General features: G+C 65.9%; 16 protein-coding genes. 5 read left to right on the top strand and 11 right to left on the bottom strand.

Annotated features, from left to right (window positions below; all coding sequences use genetic code 11):
* Positions 1-22: 22 nt before the first annotated feature.
* Positions 23-901, top strand: a complete 879-nt coding sequence (locus tag ACMVY4_RS13590) for an HpcH/HpaI aldolase/citrate lyase family protein (RefSeq protein ID WP_416896561.1) — start codon at positions 23-25, stop codon at positions 899-901.
* Here ACMVY4_RS13590 and ACMVY4_RS13585 read toward each other — a convergent pair.
* The 3 genes from ACMVY4_RS13585 to ACMVY4_RS13575 form a co-directional block, all read right to left on the bottom strand.
* Complete coding sequence (locus ACMVY4_RS13585) at positions 898-1,404, bottom strand: PAS domain-containing protein (RefSeq protein WP_416896560.1); 507 nt, start codon at positions 1,402-1,404, stop codon at positions 898-900. The genes ACMVY4_RS13590 and ACMVY4_RS13585 overlap by 4 nt on opposite strands.
* Before the next feature lie 64 nt (positions 1,405-1,468).
* On the bottom strand, positions 1,469-3,469 hold the full coding sequence (locus tag ACMVY4_RS13580; RefSeq protein WP_416896559.1) for a hypothetical protein: 2,001 nt from the start codon (positions 3,467-3,469) through the stop codon (positions 1,469-1,471).
* Between the two features lie 106 nt (positions 3,470-3,575).
* Positions 3,576-5,090 carry a sensor histidine kinase gene (locus ACMVY4_RS13575; RefSeq protein WP_416896558.1) on the bottom strand — a complete coding sequence of 505 codons (1,515 nt, stop codon included), beginning with the start codon at positions 5,088-5,090 and terminating at the stop codon, positions 3,576-3,578.
* 156 nt (positions 5,091-5,246) lie between these two features.
* On the opposite strand from ACMVY4_RS13575, the gene ACMVY4_RS13570 reads away from it, so the two are divergent.
* Positions 5,247-6,524, top strand: coding sequence for an MFS transporter (locus ACMVY4_RS13570; protein WP_416896557.1), 1,278 nt, complete (start codon positions 5,247-5,249; stop codon positions 6,522-6,524).
* Here ACMVY4_RS13570 and ACMVY4_RS13565 read toward each other — a convergent pair whose 3' ends face one another.
* The 3 genes from ACMVY4_RS13565 to ACMVY4_RS13555 form a co-directional block, all read right to left on the bottom strand.
* Positions 6,525-7,307 (bottom strand): enoyl-CoA hydratase/isomerase family protein, encoded by a 783-nt coding sequence (locus ACMVY4_RS13565; protein WP_416896556.1) that lies wholly within the window; start codon positions 7,305-7,307, stop codon positions 6,525-6,527.
* Between the two features lie 7 nt (positions 7,308-7,314).
* The gene (locus tag ACMVY4_RS13560) at positions 7,315-8,274 is read right to left on the bottom strand and encodes a TauD/TfdA dioxygenase family protein (protein ID WP_416896555.1); all 960 of its coding nucleotides are present in this window, start codon (positions 8,272-8,274) and stop codon (positions 7,315-7,317) included.
* 103 nt (positions 8,275-8,377) lie between these two features.
* Entirely contained in the window at positions 8,378-8,788 is a 411-nt protein-coding gene (locus tag ACMVY4_RS13555; protein WP_416896554.1) for a FecR family protein, read from the bottom strand.
* 16 nt (positions 8,789-8,804) lie between these two features.
* On the opposite strand from ACMVY4_RS13555, the gene ACMVY4_RS13550 reads away from it, so the two are divergent.
* The 3 genes from ACMVY4_RS13550 to ACMVY4_RS13540 all read left to right on the top strand — a co-directional run bounded on the left by ACMVY4_RS13550 (position 8,805) and on the right by ACMVY4_RS13540 (position 12,700).
* Complete coding sequence (locus tag ACMVY4_RS13550) at positions 8,805-9,344, top strand: ATP-binding protein (RefSeq protein WP_416896553.1); 540 nt, start codon at positions 8,805-8,807, stop codon at positions 9,342-9,344.
* Between the two features lie 118 nt (positions 9,345-9,462).
* Positions 9,463-11,895, top strand: coding sequence for a GcvT family protein (locus tag ACMVY4_RS13545; protein ID WP_416896552.1), 2,433 nt, complete (start codon positions 9,463-9,465; stop codon positions 11,893-11,895).
* A gap of 73 nt (positions 11,896-11,968) precedes the next feature.
* Positions 11,969-12,700 carry a hypothetical protein gene (locus ACMVY4_RS13540; protein ID WP_416896551.1) on the top strand — a complete coding sequence of 244 codons (732 nt, stop codon included), beginning with the start codon at positions 11,969-11,971 and terminating at the stop codon, positions 12,698-12,700.
* Between the two features lie 6 nt (positions 12,701-12,706).
* Here the strand turns inward: ACMVY4_RS13540 and ACMVY4_RS13535 are convergent, their stop codons facing one another.
* The 5 genes from ACMVY4_RS13535 to ACMVY4_RS13515 all read right to left on the bottom strand — a co-directional run bounded on the left by ACMVY4_RS13535 (position 12,707) and on the right by ACMVY4_RS13515 (position 17,298).
* Positions 12,707-13,150, bottom strand: a complete 444-nt coding sequence (locus ACMVY4_RS13535) for an ester cyclase (RefSeq protein WP_416896550.1) — start codon at positions 13,148-13,150, stop codon at positions 12,707-12,709.
* On the bottom strand, positions 13,147-15,474 hold the full coding sequence (locus ACMVY4_RS13530) for a xanthine dehydrogenase family protein molybdopterin-binding subunit (RefSeq protein ID WP_416896549.1): 2,328 nt from the start codon (positions 15,472-15,474) through the stop codon (positions 13,147-13,149). The genes ACMVY4_RS13535 and ACMVY4_RS13530 overlap by 4 nt, the downstream gene beginning before the upstream one ends.
* A 13-nt stretch (positions 15,475-15,487) precedes the next feature.
* The gene (locus tag ACMVY4_RS13525) at positions 15,488-15,871 is read right to left on the bottom strand and encodes a RidA family protein (protein ID WP_416896548.1); all 384 of its coding nucleotides are present in this window, start codon (positions 15,869-15,871) and stop codon (positions 15,488-15,490) included.
* Between the two features lie 39 nt (positions 15,872-15,910).
* Entirely contained in the window at positions 15,911-16,501 is a 591-nt protein-coding gene (locus tag ACMVY4_RS13520) for a VOC family protein (RefSeq protein ID WP_416896547.1), read from the bottom strand.
* 119 nt (positions 16,502-16,620) lie between these two features.
* Positions 16,621-17,298 carry a hypothetical protein gene (locus ACMVY4_RS13515; RefSeq protein ID WP_416896546.1) on the bottom strand — a complete coding sequence of 226 codons (678 nt, stop codon included), beginning with the start codon at positions 17,296-17,298 and terminating at the stop codon, positions 16,621-16,623.
* Between the last annotated feature and the right edge of the window lie 75 nt (positions 17,299-17,373).

Below are 17,373 nucleotides of genomic sequence, written 5' to 3'. Positions count from 1 at the left end.
TTTTCGAGGGAGATTTACAGACATGTCCGCACCCGTCCGCCCGCGCCGTTCCGTCCTCTACATGCCGGGCTCCAACGCTCGCGCGCTGGAGAAGGCCAAGACCATCGCCGCCGACGCGCTGATCCTGGACCTGGAAGACGCGGTGTCGCCGGACGCCAAGGCCACGGCGCGGGAACAGGTCTGTGCGGCGATCACCGGCGGCGGCTATGGCAAGCGGGAGATGATCATCCGCATCAACGGCCTCGACACCGCCTGGGGCAAGGACGACATGGAAGCCGTCGCCAAGGCAGGCCCGGACGCGATCCTGGTGCCGAAGATCAACAACGGGCAGATGGTGAAGGATCTGGTGGCCGCGATGGACGCCGCCGGCGCGCCGAAGACGACCGCGCTGTGGTGCATGATGGAAACCCCGATCGGCATCCTGAACGCGCAGGAAATCGCCGCCGCTTCCGACCGGCAGGCGGTCTGGGTCATGGGTACCAACGACATCGCCAAGGATACCGGTGCGCATCACACGCCGATGCGCCTGCCGATGATTACCGCGCTGGGCCTCTGCATGCTGGCCGCGCGCGCCTACGGCATCCAGATCCTCGACGGCGTCTACAACGACATCAAGGACGACGAGGGCTTCCGGGCCACCTGCGTGCAGGGGCTGGAACTGGGCTTCGACGGCAAGACGCTGATCCATCCGAGCCAGGTCGCGCCCTGCAACGAGACCTTCTCGCCGACCGAGGCGCAGCTGGAGACCGCAGCCCGCATTGTTGCCGCCTTCGAGGAAGCCGAGCGCGAGGGCAAGGGCGTCGTCACCGTCGACGGCCGCATGATCGAGAACCTGCATGTCGAACAGGCCAAGAAGCAGCTGGCGCTGGCCGAGGCAGTAAAGGAACTGGCGGCGGCCTAACCGCGGATTTCGTGCAGCGTGTGGGGTTCGACCGCCTTGAAGAAGCGGTCGATCTTCACGCCGTCCGAGGACAGCGGCAGGATCAACCGCACGTAGCCCCAGAGCCGGTCGTCTAGACCGATATACTCGCGCCGCGCCAGGGTCGGCTGCCGGGTCTCGGCCGCCACCAGCGCGGCGTCGACGACGGCGCGGGCATCGTCTTCCAGAAAGAAGTCGTCGGTCGTCTTGCCCTTCAGTTCGCCGCCATGCTTGTCGCAGACGGCGGTCCCGGCCAGCCGCACGCGGAGGCGGCGGGGTTCCTCTTCCAGGTCCAGCAGCATGACGTAGGGCATCAGCTTGGCCGGCACGTCGAACGGCTCGATCCTGACGGGCACGTCGCCGTCATTGGCCTCGCGCCAGAACCGGCACATGTGATCGAGCAGGGGAAAGTTTCCGATCTCGCCGATGTCCAGTTCGGTGTGCTTGCTGGGGATCAGCGGTGCAATTCGCGACGTTCTGTTCATACTCACTCTGTAACCCGTGGCCGTCTGACAGTTCAAACGGGCAAATTCTCACAAGCTGGTTAATCTACTGTTGAGGCGAATGTTCCGCGGTCACGTTCATTTTCTCCAGCACCTCGCCCGGTCCGGCGGTCTGGGCGGCGAGCATCAGCTGCAGCAGCGGCACCGGCGGCGTTATGTCGGCCGCCAGCCGGATTTCCCCGCCGGACAGCAGGAACTGCGCCACTGTCTCGCCGATCGCGACAGCGCGGGGCGATCCGAATCCGGCGGCGATCTGCTCGGCCTGCAATGCCAGCACATGGGCAACCTCGTCGGCTTCCGCACCGCTGTTGCCGCTGACGACCTTGAGCATCAGCCGCCGAAGCCCCCTGTCGGAAAGCGTCACGCCGGCGGAGCTGAGCGGAGCCAGCATCATTGCCTGACTGCGCTGCTCCGCCGGCATGCCCCGGAGCTGCTCGAAATCCAGGCCATTCACCTCCGCTGAAAACTGCAGGTCCGCCAGACGGTCGGCGGTCAGCGCCAGCTTCTCCACCCGGATGAGACCGTCCGCGAGACCGGCCCGCACAGCAACGCCAACATCCAGCTCGATCTCCTCGATACCGTCAGCGCGCATGGCCTCGAAGATTGCAACCGCTTCCGGCGAAGCGGGCGGCACCGAGTCCAGGCTGACGCCGATCCCGGCGACCGAGAAGCTCATTTCCAAATTGCCCTGTCCATCCGCCTTCATCGCATCCATGGAGAGCCGCTCGATGTGGAACGTGCCGCTGCTGGCCGTCGAGATCGTCTGGTCCTCGGAATGCCAGGCGCCGAAGTCGAAAGGCGGTACGGTATCGGCCAGAGGCCGGGTCCTGAAAAAATCGCCAGCCGCCTTCAACGATCCGGCCGTGACCGGCGCGCCAAGCACTTCGCGCAGATAGGCCGGCACCCCATTCAGATCGACACCAGTGATGACGCTGCGCCGGACACTGGTGCGATTGCCGAGCGCGTCTGTCTGCTTCTGCCCCAGCGTCTCGACGCTGGTCAGGGACAGACCGCGGACAGGGCCGCCCGAGATGCTGTCCATGTGCTGTTCCTGGACCCCCGGCATCTCGACGGCCAGGTCGTTCAGCGAGAACCGTTCCGCGCCGGTCTCCAGCGCGACAGCGCGTTCCAGACTGGCGATCACCAGTTCGATCGCTGCCGCGGTCTCTTCAGGAGACGGCTCCCCTTCCCGTTCGCCCGCCAGCTTGAGTATCGCCGCATAGGTGCCCAGAACACGTTCGTCGAACCGAGCCTTCTCGACCGCGTAGGCGCCATAGGCGAAGCGGCCCTTCAACGGCGTGCCGTCGGCATCCCGGACGTCGAAGTCGACAAACATGCCTCTATGCTCGCCGCTGTCGAGCGTCGCCGGCTCGCCGCGCGCCAGGCCGTTGAGGACAAGGGTCTCCCAGCCCATGGCAATGCGGTTCTCGCGCGTTCCTTCCGACGCCTGAAGGTCCAGTGCTGCCGGACCGGCGCTGAACCGGCCGATGGCGCTGCCCGCATAGTCCGTCACCTCGATACCGCCGAGACGGCCGGTTCCAGAGAGCCCGTCGCTGGCGACCACGAGGTCTAACGGGTCCTGGATCAAGGTCGCGAAACGGATATTCTCGGGCCCGTAGAGACCGCCGGTTCCGGCCAGCGAGAGCGCCTCCATGCGCCCCGCCCCGCCGGTCGCGACCACAGCGCCGTCGCCCATCGAGATCACCACCCCGGTCCAGGATGCGGAACGGGCGACATCGCCGGCCGTGGCGTCCTCCAGGGCGTCCAGATCGACACCGTCGATGGCCAGCCCGTCAATCCGGACGGATACGGCGAGCATGGCATCGCCGAAGGGCAAGACGACCACATCACGGAAGGAGCCGATCCGCGCCGCGCCTGTCCAGTAGTCGTAGGCGGCGTCGCTGTAGCCGGCGGCATCGGAGCCCCGCGCGGCGACATGGACATCGAGGGCCTTGCGGAACTGGCGGTCGGCGAAGGCCGGCAGCCCGAAATAGACACCGGCGGCTATCACGGCCAATCCAATTGCCAGCAAGGCGACTTTCTTCATGACCGGCAGCTCCCGTTGCGAAGCCGGAAGCCTAGTTTGAAAGACCCGCAGCGGGAAGACCGGAGCGCGGCGCCGAACACCCGCCGAGCCGGCCGGAACTTCCGGCTCAGCGCGCGCCGGCAGCCTTCCCGAGCACGGCCGGAAGCGCGACGGTGAACACCGCACCTTCGCCTTCGATACCGGTCGCGGTGATGCTGCCGCCGGCGTGTTCGACGATCTTCTTGCAGAGAGCCAGACCCAGCCCGGTGCCCTCGTAGCGGTCACGGCCATGCAGCCGGCCGAACAGTTCGAAGATCCGGCCGGCATGCTCGTTGTCGAAGCCGATGCCGTTGTCCGACACCCGGAGAAACAGCATCTCGCCCCTGCGCTCGACATCGATGCGCACCTCGGGCGGCCGGTTCGGATCCCTGAACTTCAGGGCGTTTGCGATCAGGTTCAGCAACAGCTGGTAGTAGTGCGTCGGCTGGCCGGTCAGCCGCGGCAAGGGACCGCGCTCGACCGTTGCGCCGGAGCCCGCAATGGACAGTTCCAGATCGGAGATGACCTGGTCGAGGATATCGGACAGATCCACGACCACGTCCGGATCGTCATGGCGGCCGACCCGGGCAAAGTCGAGCAGACCGTCGATCAGCCCGCTCATCCGCTTCGAGGCCGCGGTCATGCGCGAGAGGTAGTGCGCGTTCAGTTCGTCCAGCCCGTCGCCCAGCCCCTCCTGAAGGCTTTCGCCGAAGGCGACGATCTTGCGCAACGGCTCCTGCAGATCGTGCGAGGCGGCGTAGGCGAAATTCTCGAGGTCACGGTTGGACCGCTTCAGTGCTTTCTCACGCTCGACCGACTTGGTCACATCGCGGGAGACGCCCCTGTAGCCGGCGAAGTTGCCGTCGGCATCGAGCACGGGCGTGCCGCTGAAGGCGATCCAGACATGGCCGCCATCCCTGCGCCGCCGGACCTGAACCCGGTCGTAGAATTCCTCCAGTTCGTCGACCTTGAAGTAGAGGTTCTCCATCAGCTCGGCGTTGCCGTCGTCCAGGCCCAGTTCCTGCCGCGTCTTGCCGACATGCCATTCGGGCGGGTAGCCGGTCGCTTCCTCGACCTGGGGCGACATGTAGGTGAAGCGGAGGTCCTGATCGATCTCCCAGAACCAGTCGGCGCCGCATTCGGCAAAGTCGCGGAACCGGGCCTCGCTGCGAGCAAGCTTCTCCCGCTCCTCGGCCAGTTGAAGGCTCTCGTCCCGCATCGAGAGATCGCGCAGGATGGCGACATAGCGGCGTTGGCCGTCGCCCGGCAGCGGATCGAGTATCAGTTCGACATGCCGTTCCTCACCGGTCCGGGTCAGCACGGTCAGTTCCCGCGGCACGCCTGTCAGATCGGTGTATCCTCGCGCGGCAAACGCGTCGATATGACCGTCATGGCGGCTCGCGGCCGCCCGGGGAAGCAACTGCCTGACCGACATGCCGGCCATCTCATCGGCACTGTATCCGAGCAACGCCGTGGCCGCACGGTTGCACCAGCGGATGTTCGCCTCGGCATCGGTCGTCAGCACGGCGTCGGAAACCGCATTCAGGATTGCCGCGAACGGCGCCGTGCTTGATGTTGGCTCTTGTCCGTCGCTGAACGGCATCAATCGCTCCCGCAAATCCGGTCATCATGGCCGGAAGCAACCGGTAGGCGGCCAGCCATTAACGAAAGGTTAACCACGTGATCACATTGCCGATGATGGCCCCGGGGCGGGCGCGGCCACGGGTCAGCCATCGCGCCGGCGGGGGCCGCTGACGGAATGCCGAGACTGCCGATCTATTATGGCTGGATCATCGTCGCGATCGTCTTCGTGACGGTCGGGATTGCGGTGACCGCGCGGACATCCTTCTCGCTGGTGGTCCCGCCCCTGATCGACGAGTTCGGCTGGGAGCGCGGCCTCGTCGCCGGGGCCTTTTCCGCCGGGTTCCTGCTGACCGCGGTGCTCGGTCCGCTGACCGGCCGGATGATGGACCGCTACGGGCCGGTTCTCGTTATCGAGGTCGGCGTGGTCTGCGTCGGCGGCGGTCTGATCATGGCGCAGTGGATCGAGACCCCCTGGCAGCTCTACGCCACACTGGGCCTGCTCGTCGTGACCGGCGTGAACTTCATGGCCTACACGGCGCAGTCCATGTATCTGCCGAACTGGTTCGAACGGCACCGTGCGCTGGCCATCTCAATCGCCTTTTCCGGTGCGGGCATCGGCGGGATCGTGCTGCTGCCCGTGTTCCAGACCGTGATCGAGACCGAAGGCTGGCGGCAGGCCTGTCTCTATCTCGGCATCCTGACCATCGGCCTGCTGCTGCCGCTCAACCTGCTGATCCGGAAGCGCCCCCAGGACCTCGGCCTGCGCCCCGATGGGGGCCGCAGCGACGACCCGGACGCCCCTGCGGGCAGCCGTTACCGCATCGTCGATCCCGACTGGACCGCCATCGAATGGTCCCTGCCGCTGGCGCTTCGGACGGCCCGGTTCTGGTGGATCGCCATCGGCTATTTCTGCGCCCTGTTCGTCTGGTACTCGGCCCAGGTGCATCAGACCAAATACCTGCTCGACATCGGCTTCGACGGTGCGCTGGCGGCCCAGGCCCTGGGCATGGTCGTGGTCGTCGCGATACCCGGCCAGATCGGCCTGGGCGCCCTGTCCGACAGGATCGGGCGCGAGGGCGTCTGGATGCTGTCGTCGGCCGGCTTCGTCATCTGCTTCGCCTGCCTGATCGCCATGCGGCTTGAGCCGTCGGCGGCGCTGCTCTGGACGATGGTGATCAGTCAGGGCCTGCTCGGCTACGCCATGACCTCGGTGCTTGGCCCCATTGTCGCCGAGATCTTCGAGGGTCCGCACTTCGGCACCATCTTCGGCGCCGTGACGGTGGCCCTGATCGGGGGCGGCGCCGTGGGTCCCTGGTTCACGGGCATGATCCACGACGTGACCGGCAGCTACGATATCGCGTTCGCGGTGTGCATGGGCATGGCCGCCCTGTCGGGGTTCTCGATCTGGAAGGCCGCGCCACGGAAGGTACGGTCTGTCGTGCCGGCTGCCTGATCAGCGGCCCTTGAAGTCGGGCTTGCGCTTCTCGACGAAGGCGGTCGTTCCCTCGACGCGGTCCTCGCTTTCGAAGGCGCGGCCATAGGCGTCGATCTCGACCTCGCGGGCGGTTGCGAAGTCCAGTTCCAGCGATGCGTTGAGTACCGACTTGAGCTCGCGGATCGCGACCGGGCTGTAGCCCGCCAGCGTCGCCGCAACGTCAGCCGTTTCCGCCACAAGCAGCCCCGGTTCGACCAGCCGGTTCACCAGCCCGAGCTGATACGCCCGTTCGGCCGGGAAGCGGTCCCCGAGGAGGCAGATCGCACGCGCCGCTGCGGGTCCGATCAGCCTGTCGATCAGCACTGTGCCACCGGTGCCCGGAAAGATGCCCAGCCGGATCTCGGGATAGCCGAAGGTCGCCGCCGTCGAGGCCACGCGGATATCGCAGGCCATGGCGATCAACATGCCGCCGCCCAGCGCATAGCCCTGGATCGACGCCACCAGCGGCTGCGGCATCCTTCGCATCTGGTCGTAGAGCCGCATGCCGGTCCAGCTGCGCGCCTCGGCCTGCTGGCGGGTCATGCCTGTCATTTCCTTGATGTCCGCCCCGGCGACGAAGGACTTCTCCCCCGCACCCTTCAGGACGATCACGCGCACGTCCGGATCGACAGCGATCTCGGAAAACAGTTCGGACAGCTCGGCGAAGACCGTCGTGTTCAGCGCATTGAGCGCATCGGGACGGTTGACCGTGACGGTCCCGACGTGACCGTCACGGTCGTAGAGCAGGGTCTGCCAGGCCATTGGGCAGTCAGTTGAACTCGCGCGCCGGACGGTGCCCGATGATGGAGACGCGCTCGCCGTAGCGGCTGTACGGCCAGTAGTCCCAGGATGCCTGGTGCTGCAGGCAGCGGTTGTCCCAGAACATCAGCGTGTTCGGCCGGTAGCTCATGCGGACCTGCAGGTCCAGCCGGCTCTCGACGTGGCGATACAGCATCTCGAGCAGGTGCTTGCTCTCGAACCTGGTCAGCCCGACGATGTGCGAGGTGAAGCCCGGATTGACGTAGAGCAGTTCGCGTCCGGTCTCCGGGTGGCGCACGATCACCGGGTGCTCGTTGCGCGGATAGCCGCCATCGGGTGCGACGGTGTTGTAGGCGCCGATGTAGGGGATCGCGCCGTCATGCACGGCGGTCAGCGTCCGCAGGTAGTCCTTCATCGAGTCCGACAGGGTGTCGAAGGCGCGGTACATGTTGGTGAAACAGGTATCGCCGCCGCAGCCGACCTCGGGCACCTGCTTGATCAGCAGCATCGAGCCCATCGGAGGACGTTCGTCGCAGGTCACGTCGGCGTGCCAGGCGCCACCGGCGGTGTATTTCGAATTCCGGGTCGTCTTGATCTCGAGGATCTCGGGATCCGGGTCTTCGGAGCCTGCCTGGTTCAACGGATGCTCGGGATCGATATGGGACAGGCCGTTGTTGCCACCGGACTTGTTCTTGTCGTGCTTCAGCGGATGTACGTGCAGGGTGCCGAACAGGCGGCCGAACGCCTTGTGCTGCTCCCGGTCGATATTCTGGTCGGGGAAGGCCAGCACGTGATGCGCCAGGAAGGCCCGCTTGATCTCCTCGAGCTGCTTGCCCGAAGGCGTCACGGTCAGATCGACACCGTGAACCTCGGCCCCCACGACGGGGGTAACCGGACGCACATCAATGGTGTCGTAGCCTTCGGTCTTCCAATGATCCTGATAGGTCACGGTCGGGCGCTGCATGGTCATGGCGCATTCTCTCCCAGAATTAATTCTTGTGAATTAGACTACCACAGAGGCTTCCCCTGCGACAGCCGCGCTGGACGCGCGCCGGATATGCGCGGCCTGCGGTCTACTGGTCTTCCGGATCGACGCGGACCATGAAGCGCGTCCCGCGGACGCCCAGAATGGTCGCCGGTGTGCGGACCCGCATGCGGTCGACGCCCTTCTTGGCGATGCGGCCCGAACGGATCGACAGCGTGCCGCGGCTTATGCTGCTGTCGAAACTGCCCCGGTCGGCGGCGGCATCGAACTCGTAGCTTTCAAGCGCGTATTCGGTCTCGGAACCGAGCGCTACCAGCGCCCCGTCCGTGAACTGAAGCCCTGCCGCGGAGTCCGGACCGGTGTGGATGACGTCGGAGACTTCCAGCCCGTAGCCCGAGGTGACGCTCTGCCGTTCGCCGTCGCGGGCGACCTCGACGTCACCCTTCATCTGCTGGATGACGGCGATCACATCCTGAGCCGAGGCCCCGGCAGCTGGCATCAGAACTGCTAGTGAGATGGCAAGAAATATCGCCGACCATGATACGGAGATCACTTTTGCCATGTTTGTCACCCTTTACGATTCAAATGGCGATCAGCGTTCTAGCTTTGAGAATGGATGTTATACTTCGGCCATGACGGGACGCCATAGCGCATCGTTCAAATGTTCCGCCGATCAGGTGCAGCCTGCGGCGCTCTGGGTCGAGGAGACCTCGTCCGCCCTTGGTCTGCCGGAAAAGGATTCGCTGCGTCTCGCGCTCGTCGCCGAGGAAATGTTCGCCAATTCCCTGCATCACGCCAACCTGACGCCCGGCGGCGAGGTGAACATCAGCCTCTCCCGCGAAGGCGACGAGGTGCGGCTGGACTACCGGGAACCCGGCGCGGCCTTCAACCCGCTTTCTGTCGAGGTCGCCGAAGCTCCCGAACTGGACCGCTGGCCGATCGGCGGCCTGGGCCTGAGGCTGATCCATAATGTGTCTTCGCGTGCAGATTATGAGCGGGAAGGCGACTTCAACCGGCTCAGCATCTGGATGGAAGCCCCGCTCAACGCGGCCTGACCCCGCCCCGATATTCATTCTGCGTCACGCCGTGGTCGTCGGCAGCGCAGACGCGCTTGCTCCGAACGGGCATTGACTGCCATCAACTGGCGTCGAGGTCGGAGCGGGAGCGAGAACAATGCAGTCACATGCGCGCGCGGTGGTCATCGGAGGCGGCGTCGTCGGCGTGTCGACGCTCTATCACCTGGCGAAGAAGGGCTGGACCGACTCGGTCCTGCTCGAGCGCAACGAACTGACTTCGGGCTCGACCTGGCATGCGGCCGGCCTGCTGCCGCTGTTCAACATGTCCTATTCGGTCGGCCAGATTCACAAGTATTCCGTGAAGCTCTACGGCGAACTGGAATCCGAAACGGGACAGGATGTCGGCCTGCGCCGCGTGTCCAACATCCGCCTCGCCCAGACGAAGGACCGCTGGGACGAGTACATGCAGTATGCCGGCGTGGCCGAGACCATCGGCGTCGACGTCCGCGTGCTGACACCGGCCCAGGTCAAGGAGATATGGCCGCTTTGCAATACCGAGAACCTGATCGGCGCCATCCAGCATCCCGATGACGGCTATATCCAGCCCGCCGACCTGACCCAGGCGCTGGCCACCGGCGCCCGGAACCTGGGCGCCACGATCCATCGGCGCACCCGCGTCACCGCCATCGAGCAGACCGCGTCGGGCGAATGGAAGGTCACAACCGACAAGGGCGAGATCACCTGCGAACACCTGATCACGGCCACCGGCAACTTCGTGCAGCAGACGGCGAAGATGCTGGACCTGAAGATCCCGGTGATCCCGGTCGAGCACCAGTACATCGTCACCGACGACCACCCGGAGATCGTCGCCCGCAAGGAGCAGGGCCTGCCGGAGATGGGCGTGCTGCGCGATTCCGACGCCAGCTGGTACCTGCGCCAGGAACGCGGCGGCCTGCTTCTCGGTCCCTATGAGGTCGGCGCCCCCTGCTGCTATGTCGACGGCCCGGCCGACGACGCCGAATACGAACTGTTCCAGGAAGATCTGGAGCGGCTGGAGCCCCATATCGAGAGCGCCATCTTCCGCGTGCCGGCCTTCGGCGAGGTCGGCGTGAAGGAGGTCTACAACGGCGCCATCTGCTACACGCCCGACGGCAGCCCGATCATCGGTCCGGCCTGGGACAAGCGGAATCTCTGGCTGAACGAAGGCCACAGCTTCGGCATCACCGCCGCCGGCGGCGCCGGCTGGCAGCTGGCCGAGTGGATCGTCGAGGGCGAGCCGACCATCGACATGCTGGGCGTCGAGCCGCGGCGCTTCGGGGACTACGCCACCCGCTCCTATCTTCGGAAGAAGAACGAGGAAGCCTATGCCAACGTCTTCACCGTCCACTTCCCGGACGAGGAGCGCGAGGCCGGCCGTCCGCTCCGTCAGGCGCCCTGCTACGACCGTCTGAAGGATCTCGGCGCCGTCTTCGGCCAGAAGTTCGGCTGGGAGCGCGCCAACTGGTTCGCACCCGAAGGCGTCGAACGGAAGGACGACTGGTCCTTCCGCCGCTCGGGCTGGTTCGAGCATGCCAAGGCCGAGGCGCTCAACGTCGCCGAGAATGTTGGCGTGCTCGACATGACCGCCTTCGCCAAGTGCCGCATTTCGGGCCCCGGCGCGCTGGATTTCCTCCGCTGGATGCTGGCCAACCGCATTCCGTCAAAGGGCCGCATCGGCCTCTGTCATTCGCTGAACAGCCGCGGCGGCGTGCATTCGGAATTTACCGTCGTCCGCGAGGCAAAGGACAGCTTCTATCTGGTCTCCGCCGGCATGTATCAGCGCCTGGACCATGACTGGCTGAAGAAGCACATGCCGACCGACGGCTCGGTCCAGTTCGAGAACATCACAAACCAGATGGGCGTGCTGGTCGTCGCCGGTCCGAAGTCGCGCGAACTGCTGAACCGGGTTTCCGACGCCGACCTCTCAAACGAGGCCTTCCCCTGGCTGACCTCGCAGTGGATCGATGTCGGCATGGCCCCTGCCCTGGCCTGCCGCGTGAACTTCGTCGGCGAACTCGGCTGGGAACTGCATCACCCGATCGAGTACCAGAACCACATCTTCGACGCGCTGATGGCCGCGGGTCAGGACCTCGGTATCAAGCCCTTCGGCATCCGCGCCATGGACATGCTGCGCATCGAGAAGTCCTACCGCATGGTCGGCACCGAGATGTCCATCGAGTATGCCGCCTATGAAAGCGGGCTGGAGCGCTTCGTCCATCCGAACAAGGGCGACTTCAAGGGCCGCGACGCGCTGGTCGCCTGGCAGCAGAAGGGCTTCGCCAACGCCTTCGTCACGCTTGAGGTACACGGCGTCACAGACGCCGACCCGCTGGGCAACAACCCGATCTACAAGGACGGCAGGCTGGTCGGCCGCGCCACCTCCGGCAATTACGGCGCGCGGACGGACAAGTCCTACGCATTGGCGGTCGTCGGGCCGGAATACGCCGAACTGGGAACCGAGCTGGAGATGAACATCCTCGGCGACATGCACCGGGTCACGGTGATCCCGGAGAGCCCCTTCGATCCGGAGAACGAGCGGCTTCGGGCCTGAGCGGGAGCCGCTTGACACCCCGGCCGCCCACGGCCTGCAATGTTGCAACGATAATCCGGCGGGGGAGGAAAACATGGCGGATGAGAACGGAATCCGGGACGTCCTGACGCCGGAGATCGAGGCGGCGCTGATGGAGGTCGCCACGGCGACGCTGACGCATCAGCTGCAGAAGCGGGGCATCCGGACAACCTTCTTCGCCGGTCTGAAGCCGCTCAATCCCGGCAAGCGCATGGTCGGACGCGCGCGCACGCTCCGATACGTGGCGGTGCGCGAGGACGTCCAGAAGGACTACAGCGCAGGCATGAATGCGCAGCGTTCGATCGTCAATTCGATGACGCCCGGCGACGTGCTGGTGATCGAGGCGCGCGGCGTGCCCGACGCCGCCACCATCGGCGACATCTACGCCACCCGCGCCTTCCATCTCGGCTGCCGCGGCATCGTCACGGACGGCGCGCTGCGGGACACGCCGGCGATCCAGGCGCTCGGCCACCCCGTCTATCACCTCGCCTCCCACGGCGCCGTCCTGGGCCGCCAGCACATGCCCTTCTCCGCCGATGAGCCTGTGAGCTGCGCCGGCGTGTTCGTCGTGCCCGGCGACATCGTGGTCGGCGATGGCGAGGGCGCTGTGGTGATCCCTGCCGATCTTGTCGAGGAAGTCGTCCGCGACACGGTCGAGCAGGAGGATCGGGAATCCTTCGCCGCTGAGCGTGTGGCGGCAGGCGAGTCTTTCGTCGGGCTGTTCCCGCTCACCGACGCCCGCATGGCCGACTACGAGGCCTGGAAGGCCGCCCGCAACGGCGGCTGATCGGGTTCAGCCGCCCGGCAGGACCGGGTTGGAGGAATCGAACACGACCGCTTCGTCGAACTGCGCGCAGAACCAGACGCGGTAGCGGCTGATCAGGCCGTCCTTCAGGTCGAAGAAGCTGAAGCAGTCGCCCGAGACCTCGTCGCCATCCGGCGTGCGGCCCAGCCACGGCCCGACAAGCCGCCCCCTGAACGACCACTTGGCCATGACCTCGTCCTCGCCCGCGACGATCCGGTCGACGGTGACTTCCAGGTCCCCGATATTGCGCCGGAATCCGACGACATGTGCGATCAGTCCGGCCCGGCCCGGCGGCCCGCCGAAGGCCTGGTTGGCCTCGTCCACCATGTCCGGCTGGGCCAGTTCGTCGATCAGCTCCAGACGGCCCTTCTGGGCGACTTCCGTCAGATAGGTTTCCATCAGTTGCGACGGCGTCAGTTTCGTCTTTGTCATTCCCGGGCTTCCCTGATAGCGCGCCAGATCCGGTCGGGCGTGGCCGGCATCTCGATATCCCGGACCCCGACCTGTTTCAACGCGTCCATGATGGCGATCATCACCGCCGGCATCGCGCCGACCGTCCCCGCCTCACCTGCGCCCTTGGCACCCAGCGGATTGCGGTCGGTCGGATGCGGGTTCGATTCAATCACGATGTTGCAGACATCGTCGGCCCGCGGCATGGCGTAATCCATGAAACTCGCCGAGACGAGTTGGCCCGACTCCCGGTCGTAGGCCACCTGCTCCATCAGGATCTGCCCGACGCCCTGCACCACGCCGCCATGGATCTGGCCGGCCAGCGTCTTCGGATTGATGACCGTACCGACATCGTCGACGACCCAGTATCCGATCATGCGCACGGTGCCGGTATCCGGGTCCACCTCGACCTCGCAGGCATGGGCGCTGTTCGGGAAGGTCGGCAAGGCCGGGGCATATGTGGCGGTTTCATGTAGACCCGGCTCGATGCCGGCCGGCAGTTTCGCCGGCAGGAACGCGGCCCGGGCGACTTCCTTCAGAGTGATGCTCCGGTCCGTACCGGCGACCGAAAACACACCGTCCTCGAAGGCCAGATCGTCTTCCGCCGCCTCCACCAGATGCGCAGCGATCCGCTTCGCCTTGGCGACGATCTTCTCCGCCGCCAGCACCAGCGCCGACCCGCCGACGGCCATCGACCGCGAGCCGTTCGAGCCCATGCCGAAGACCACACGGTCGGTGTCGCCGTCGATGAACTGGACCTCGCCGGGATCGATCCCGAGATGCTGGTTGAGGATCTGCTTGAAGACGGTCTCGTGGCCCTGGCCGTGCGACTTGGTGCCCATCATCAGCAGCGCCGTGCCGCTCGGGTTGAAACGGATCTCGGCCAGTTCCGGCACCGGTCCCGCCGCCTGCTCGATGGCGTTGGCCAGTCCGTAGCCGCGTAGCAGGCCATTCTGCCGCGCCGCATTCCTTCGTTCTTCGAAGCCAACCGCGTCCGAGATATCGAGAACCCGCGCCATGTTGCCGGCAAAATCACCGCTGTCATAGACGACCGGCTTGATCGCCGCCCTGTAGGGCAATTGCTCGCCGCGGATCAGGTTGCGGCGGCGGAGTTCCATACGGTCGATTCCGAGTTCATCGGCCGCTTCCTCCAGCAACCGCTCGATCAGATAGATCGCCTCCGGCCGGCCCGCCCCGCGATACGGTGCGGTCGGGTTGGTGTTGGTCAGCACCGCGTCGATATGGATGAAGGCCGCAGGGACATCATAGACCCCGGTCACCGTCGCGATCATGCCGAACGGCGTCAGAAGCTGCCGGTCGGAGGCGACATAGGCGCCCAGATTGGCGATCATCTCCAGCCGCAGCCCGAGGATCTTCCCCTGGTCATCGAAGGCCACCGAGATGTCGCCGACATTGTCACGCCCGTGCTCGTCGGCGAGGATTACCTCGGAGCGCTCGCACTTCCAGCGCACCGGCCGTTCGAGCTTCTTCGCCGCCCAGAGCGTGAGCCGGTGTTCGATATACTGCCAGCCCTTGGCACCGAAGCCGCCGCCGACATCCTGCACCACCACACGGACATCGCTTTCAGGCACGCCGAAGACGTCGTTCGCCAGCATGCCCCGGACCCGGTGCGGATAGTTCACATCGGCATAGAGCGTGTAGCGCCCCTCGCCCGCATCCCAGACGCCGATGGCGCCGCGCGGCTCCATGTACTGCGCGTGCACGCGGCTGATGACGTAGCGTCGCCGGACGATGTGGCTCGCCGTCTCAAACGCAGAAGCCGTCGCCACTTCGTCGCCACGCTGGTGGATGTGAGAGATGTTGTCAGGATTCTCATCCCAGAGCCGCAGCGATCCGGACTCGGCGGCATGCGCGGTATCCGTGACCGACGGCAACGGTTCGTAGTCGACATCGACCAGTTCGGCGGCATCCTTCGCCTGGGCGAGAGTCTCGGCGATCACCATGACGACCGGATCGCCGACATAGCGTGCGCGGTCGCTGACCAACGGCGGCCGCTGCGGTGCGAACATGGGCGAGCCGTCGGCCCGCTTCCGGGGCTGCTTCGCCCGCGGCATGCCGAGCCCGTCCGCCTCGACGTCTTTGCCGGTGTAGACCGCAAGCACACCCGGCGCCTGCTGCGCCTCGGCCGTGTCGATGTTCCGGATGACCGCATGCGCATGCGGCGAACGCAGGAAGACCGCATGCGCCTGTCCGGGCAGCACCCGGTCGTCCTGGAAGTGGCCGCGGCCCTGGACGAGCCGCACGTCTTCCAGCCGTGAGGCCGGCTGTCCGATGCCGAATTTCATGCTTGCGCGCCCGTCAGCCGAGTACGGCAACGAAGGTGCAACTGACCTTCGAGGCCCCGCCGGCACCGCGCTGGGTGTGGCGCGCGGGGCGGGAATCCGCATCGGGGAACATCTTCACCCATTCGTCGTTGAGTTCCGCCCGGCCGCTTGCCGGGTCCTCCACCCAGAAGGTTACCTTGATGATGTCGTCCACCGAGCCGCCGGCAGCCTCCATGGCGCTGCGGATATGGGCGAAGACGTTGGCGACCTGCTCGGCCATGCCCTCGGGCATGCCGCTGCCGTCGGGATTCCGGCCCGAGATCACGCTGGACATGACGATGTTGCCGATCCGGCTTGCGCCGGGAATGGGATTGCTGTGCGAGAATCCCGGAATCTCGACACTGACGCGTTTCGCCATGACCTTCCCCTCCCCTGGCCGGCCCGAAATCGCCGGCGTCTATTCGGCCGCCTGTCCGTCGAACACCGGCACGTCGTCCGGCTCGTCCTCCAGCGCCGCCTCGCCTTCGGTCGACCGCACCTTCACATAGTTCAGCGCCGCATCGATATCGCCTTCCCAGACCTCGCGCGGCAGCTCGTAGATCAGTTCGACGCCATAGCCGTCCGGATCGTTGATGTAGAGGCTGTGGGTCATGCCGTGATCGACCCGGCGGTTGAAGCGGACGCCCAAGTCCTGGACATGCTTCAGCCGCGAAAGCCAGGCTTCCCGGTCCGGAAAGGTGATGGCGATGTGGTTGATCGCGTGCGGCATGCCGAACATGGCCCAGTCCTCCGGCGGAGCCGGCAGGTCAGGATTCTCGACCAGCGCGATGTCGTGATGGTCCATCTTGCCGTCATAGTCGCCGCTGTAGAACCGCATCTTCGGCGGGTTCGGCCGGGCCTCGCTCGGCTTCAGTTCCCCGACCTGCACATAACCCACGACTTCGGTCCAGAACCGGTGCGATGCCTCCAGATTGCGGACATTCAGCACCAGATGATTGATCCCGCGCGGGCGACCCGGCCCGCCGCTTCCGGCAGTCTCTGCGGTCATGGCGTCCTCCCAGACGTATCGCCGGTCCGGCGGTTCTGTGCCGCCGCTCGCCAGCATGTCTGGAATCCTACATAGCGTGCCGACCGCGGATCAAGCCGCATCCGCGGCGCGCGACCGGCCTAGTAGCCGGAAAACGGCGGCAGGCCCTCGCCGGCCGAGAAATCGATGGTGAACGCCAGTTCCCGGCCGTCGCTGCCGGTCCCGGACCCGTGGATGACGCGGGGAGCCGACTTGTACTGACCGCTGACGGCATATCCGTCGGGGCATTGTATGGAAAAGCGGCCTCCCTCCCGGCCCCGCGGCTGCAGGTTCGAGCGGCAGGGCTTGTCACCCGAGAGTCCCTCGACCCAGCGGCGTCCGTTGGACACGACGACCGTGGCCCCGGCCGCGGGTTCGCCTTCCCGCCGGATTTCGACCGGCCAGCGGCCATGCCAGGGAATGGCCTGCCGCACGGCCCGGTTCATGACATAGATCGGCCCCTGCCAGACAATGTCGTCATTGTGAAAAAGCACGTAGCACTCGAAGCGTCCATCCTTCTCACAGAGGTCGATGGCCTGGATTCCGGCGTCCTGCAGGCAATTGCCTGCACCGACGGCGCAATGGCTGGCGCCCATCGAGCGCGAGTTCCGCTCGATCGCCACCGTCATGTCGGTCAGCCGTTCCGGCCCGCGCCAGGTACGCAGTTGATCGCGCGCCTGCTCGCTCATGATCAGCGGACCTTCTCCAACCCCGCTCACCTGGCTCTGGCAGGCAACAGCCATCAGGCCTGCGGCCAGACAGACAACCCAACGCATCATGTGAAACGCCCTCACGCCCTGAGGCGCCGCCGCCGCGGCCGCCTTCCCTCACAGACAAGCAAGCCGCCCCCATGA

It is taken from the genome of Minwuia sp. (assembly GCF_048007105.1).
Taxonomy (GTDB): domain Bacteria; phylum Pseudomonadota; class Alphaproteobacteria; order Minwuiales; family Minwuiaceae; genus Minwuia.
This window is presented reverse-complemented; position numbering and strand designations above follow the sequence as displayed.

Coding starts and splice junctions, on each gene's coding strand:
- ACMVY4_RS13590 (WP_416896561.1), top strand. CDS start 23: ATGTCCGCACCCGTCCGCCCGCGCCGTTCCGTCCTCTACATGCCGGGC.
- ACMVY4_RS13585 (WP_416896560.1), bottom strand. CDS start 1,404: ATGAACAGAACGTCGCGAATTGCACCGCTGATCCCCAGCAAGCACACC.
- ACMVY4_RS13580 (WP_416896559.1), bottom strand. CDS start 3,469: ATGAAGAAAGTCGCCTTGCTGGCAATTGGATTGGCCGTGATAGCCGCC.
- ACMVY4_RS13575 (WP_416896558.1), bottom strand. CDS start 5,090: ATGCCGTTCAGCGACGGACAAGAGCCAACATCAAGCACGGCGCCGTTC.
- ACMVY4_RS13570 (WP_416896557.1), top strand. CDS start 5,247: ATGCCGAGACTGCCGATCTATTATGGCTGGATCATCGTCGCGATCGTC.
- ACMVY4_RS13565 (WP_416896556.1), bottom strand. CDS start 7,307: ATGGCCTGGCAGACCCTGCTCTACGACCGTGACGGTCACGTCGGGACC.
- ACMVY4_RS13560 (WP_416896555.1), bottom strand. CDS start 8,274: ATGACCATGCAGCGCCCGACCGTGACCTATCAGGATCATTGGAAGACC.
- ACMVY4_RS13555 (WP_416896554.1), bottom strand. CDS start 8,788: ATGCCAGCTGCCGGGGCCTCGGCTCAGGATGTGATCGCCGTCATCCAG.
- ACMVY4_RS13550 (WP_416896553.1), top strand. CDS start 8,805: ATGGCAAGAAATATCGCCGACCATGATACGGAGATCACTTTTGCCATG.
- ACMVY4_RS13545 (WP_416896552.1), top strand. CDS start 9,463: ATGCAGTCACATGCGCGCGCGGTGGTCATCGGAGGCGGCGTCGTCGGC.
- ACMVY4_RS13540 (WP_416896551.1), top strand. CDS start 11,969: ATGGCGGATGAGAACGGAATCCGGGACGTCCTGACGCCGGAGATCGAG.
- ACMVY4_RS13535 (WP_416896550.1), bottom strand. CDS start 13,150: ATGACAAAGACGAAACTGACGCCGTCGCAACTGATGGAAACCTATCTG.
- ACMVY4_RS13530 (WP_416896549.1), bottom strand. CDS start 15,474: ATGAAATTCGGCATCGGACAGCCGGCCTCACGGCTGGAAGACGTGCGG.
- ACMVY4_RS13525 (WP_416896548.1), bottom strand. CDS start 15,871: ATGGCGAAACGCGTCAGTGTCGAGATTCCGGGATTCTCGCACAGCAAT.
- ACMVY4_RS13520 (WP_416896547.1), bottom strand. CDS start 16,501: ATGACCGCAGAGACTGCCGGAAGCGGCGGGCCGGGTCGCCCGCGCGGG.
- ACMVY4_RS13515 (WP_416896546.1), bottom strand. CDS start 17,298: ATGATGCGTTGGGTTGTCTGTCTGGCCGCAGGCCTGATGGCTGTTGCC.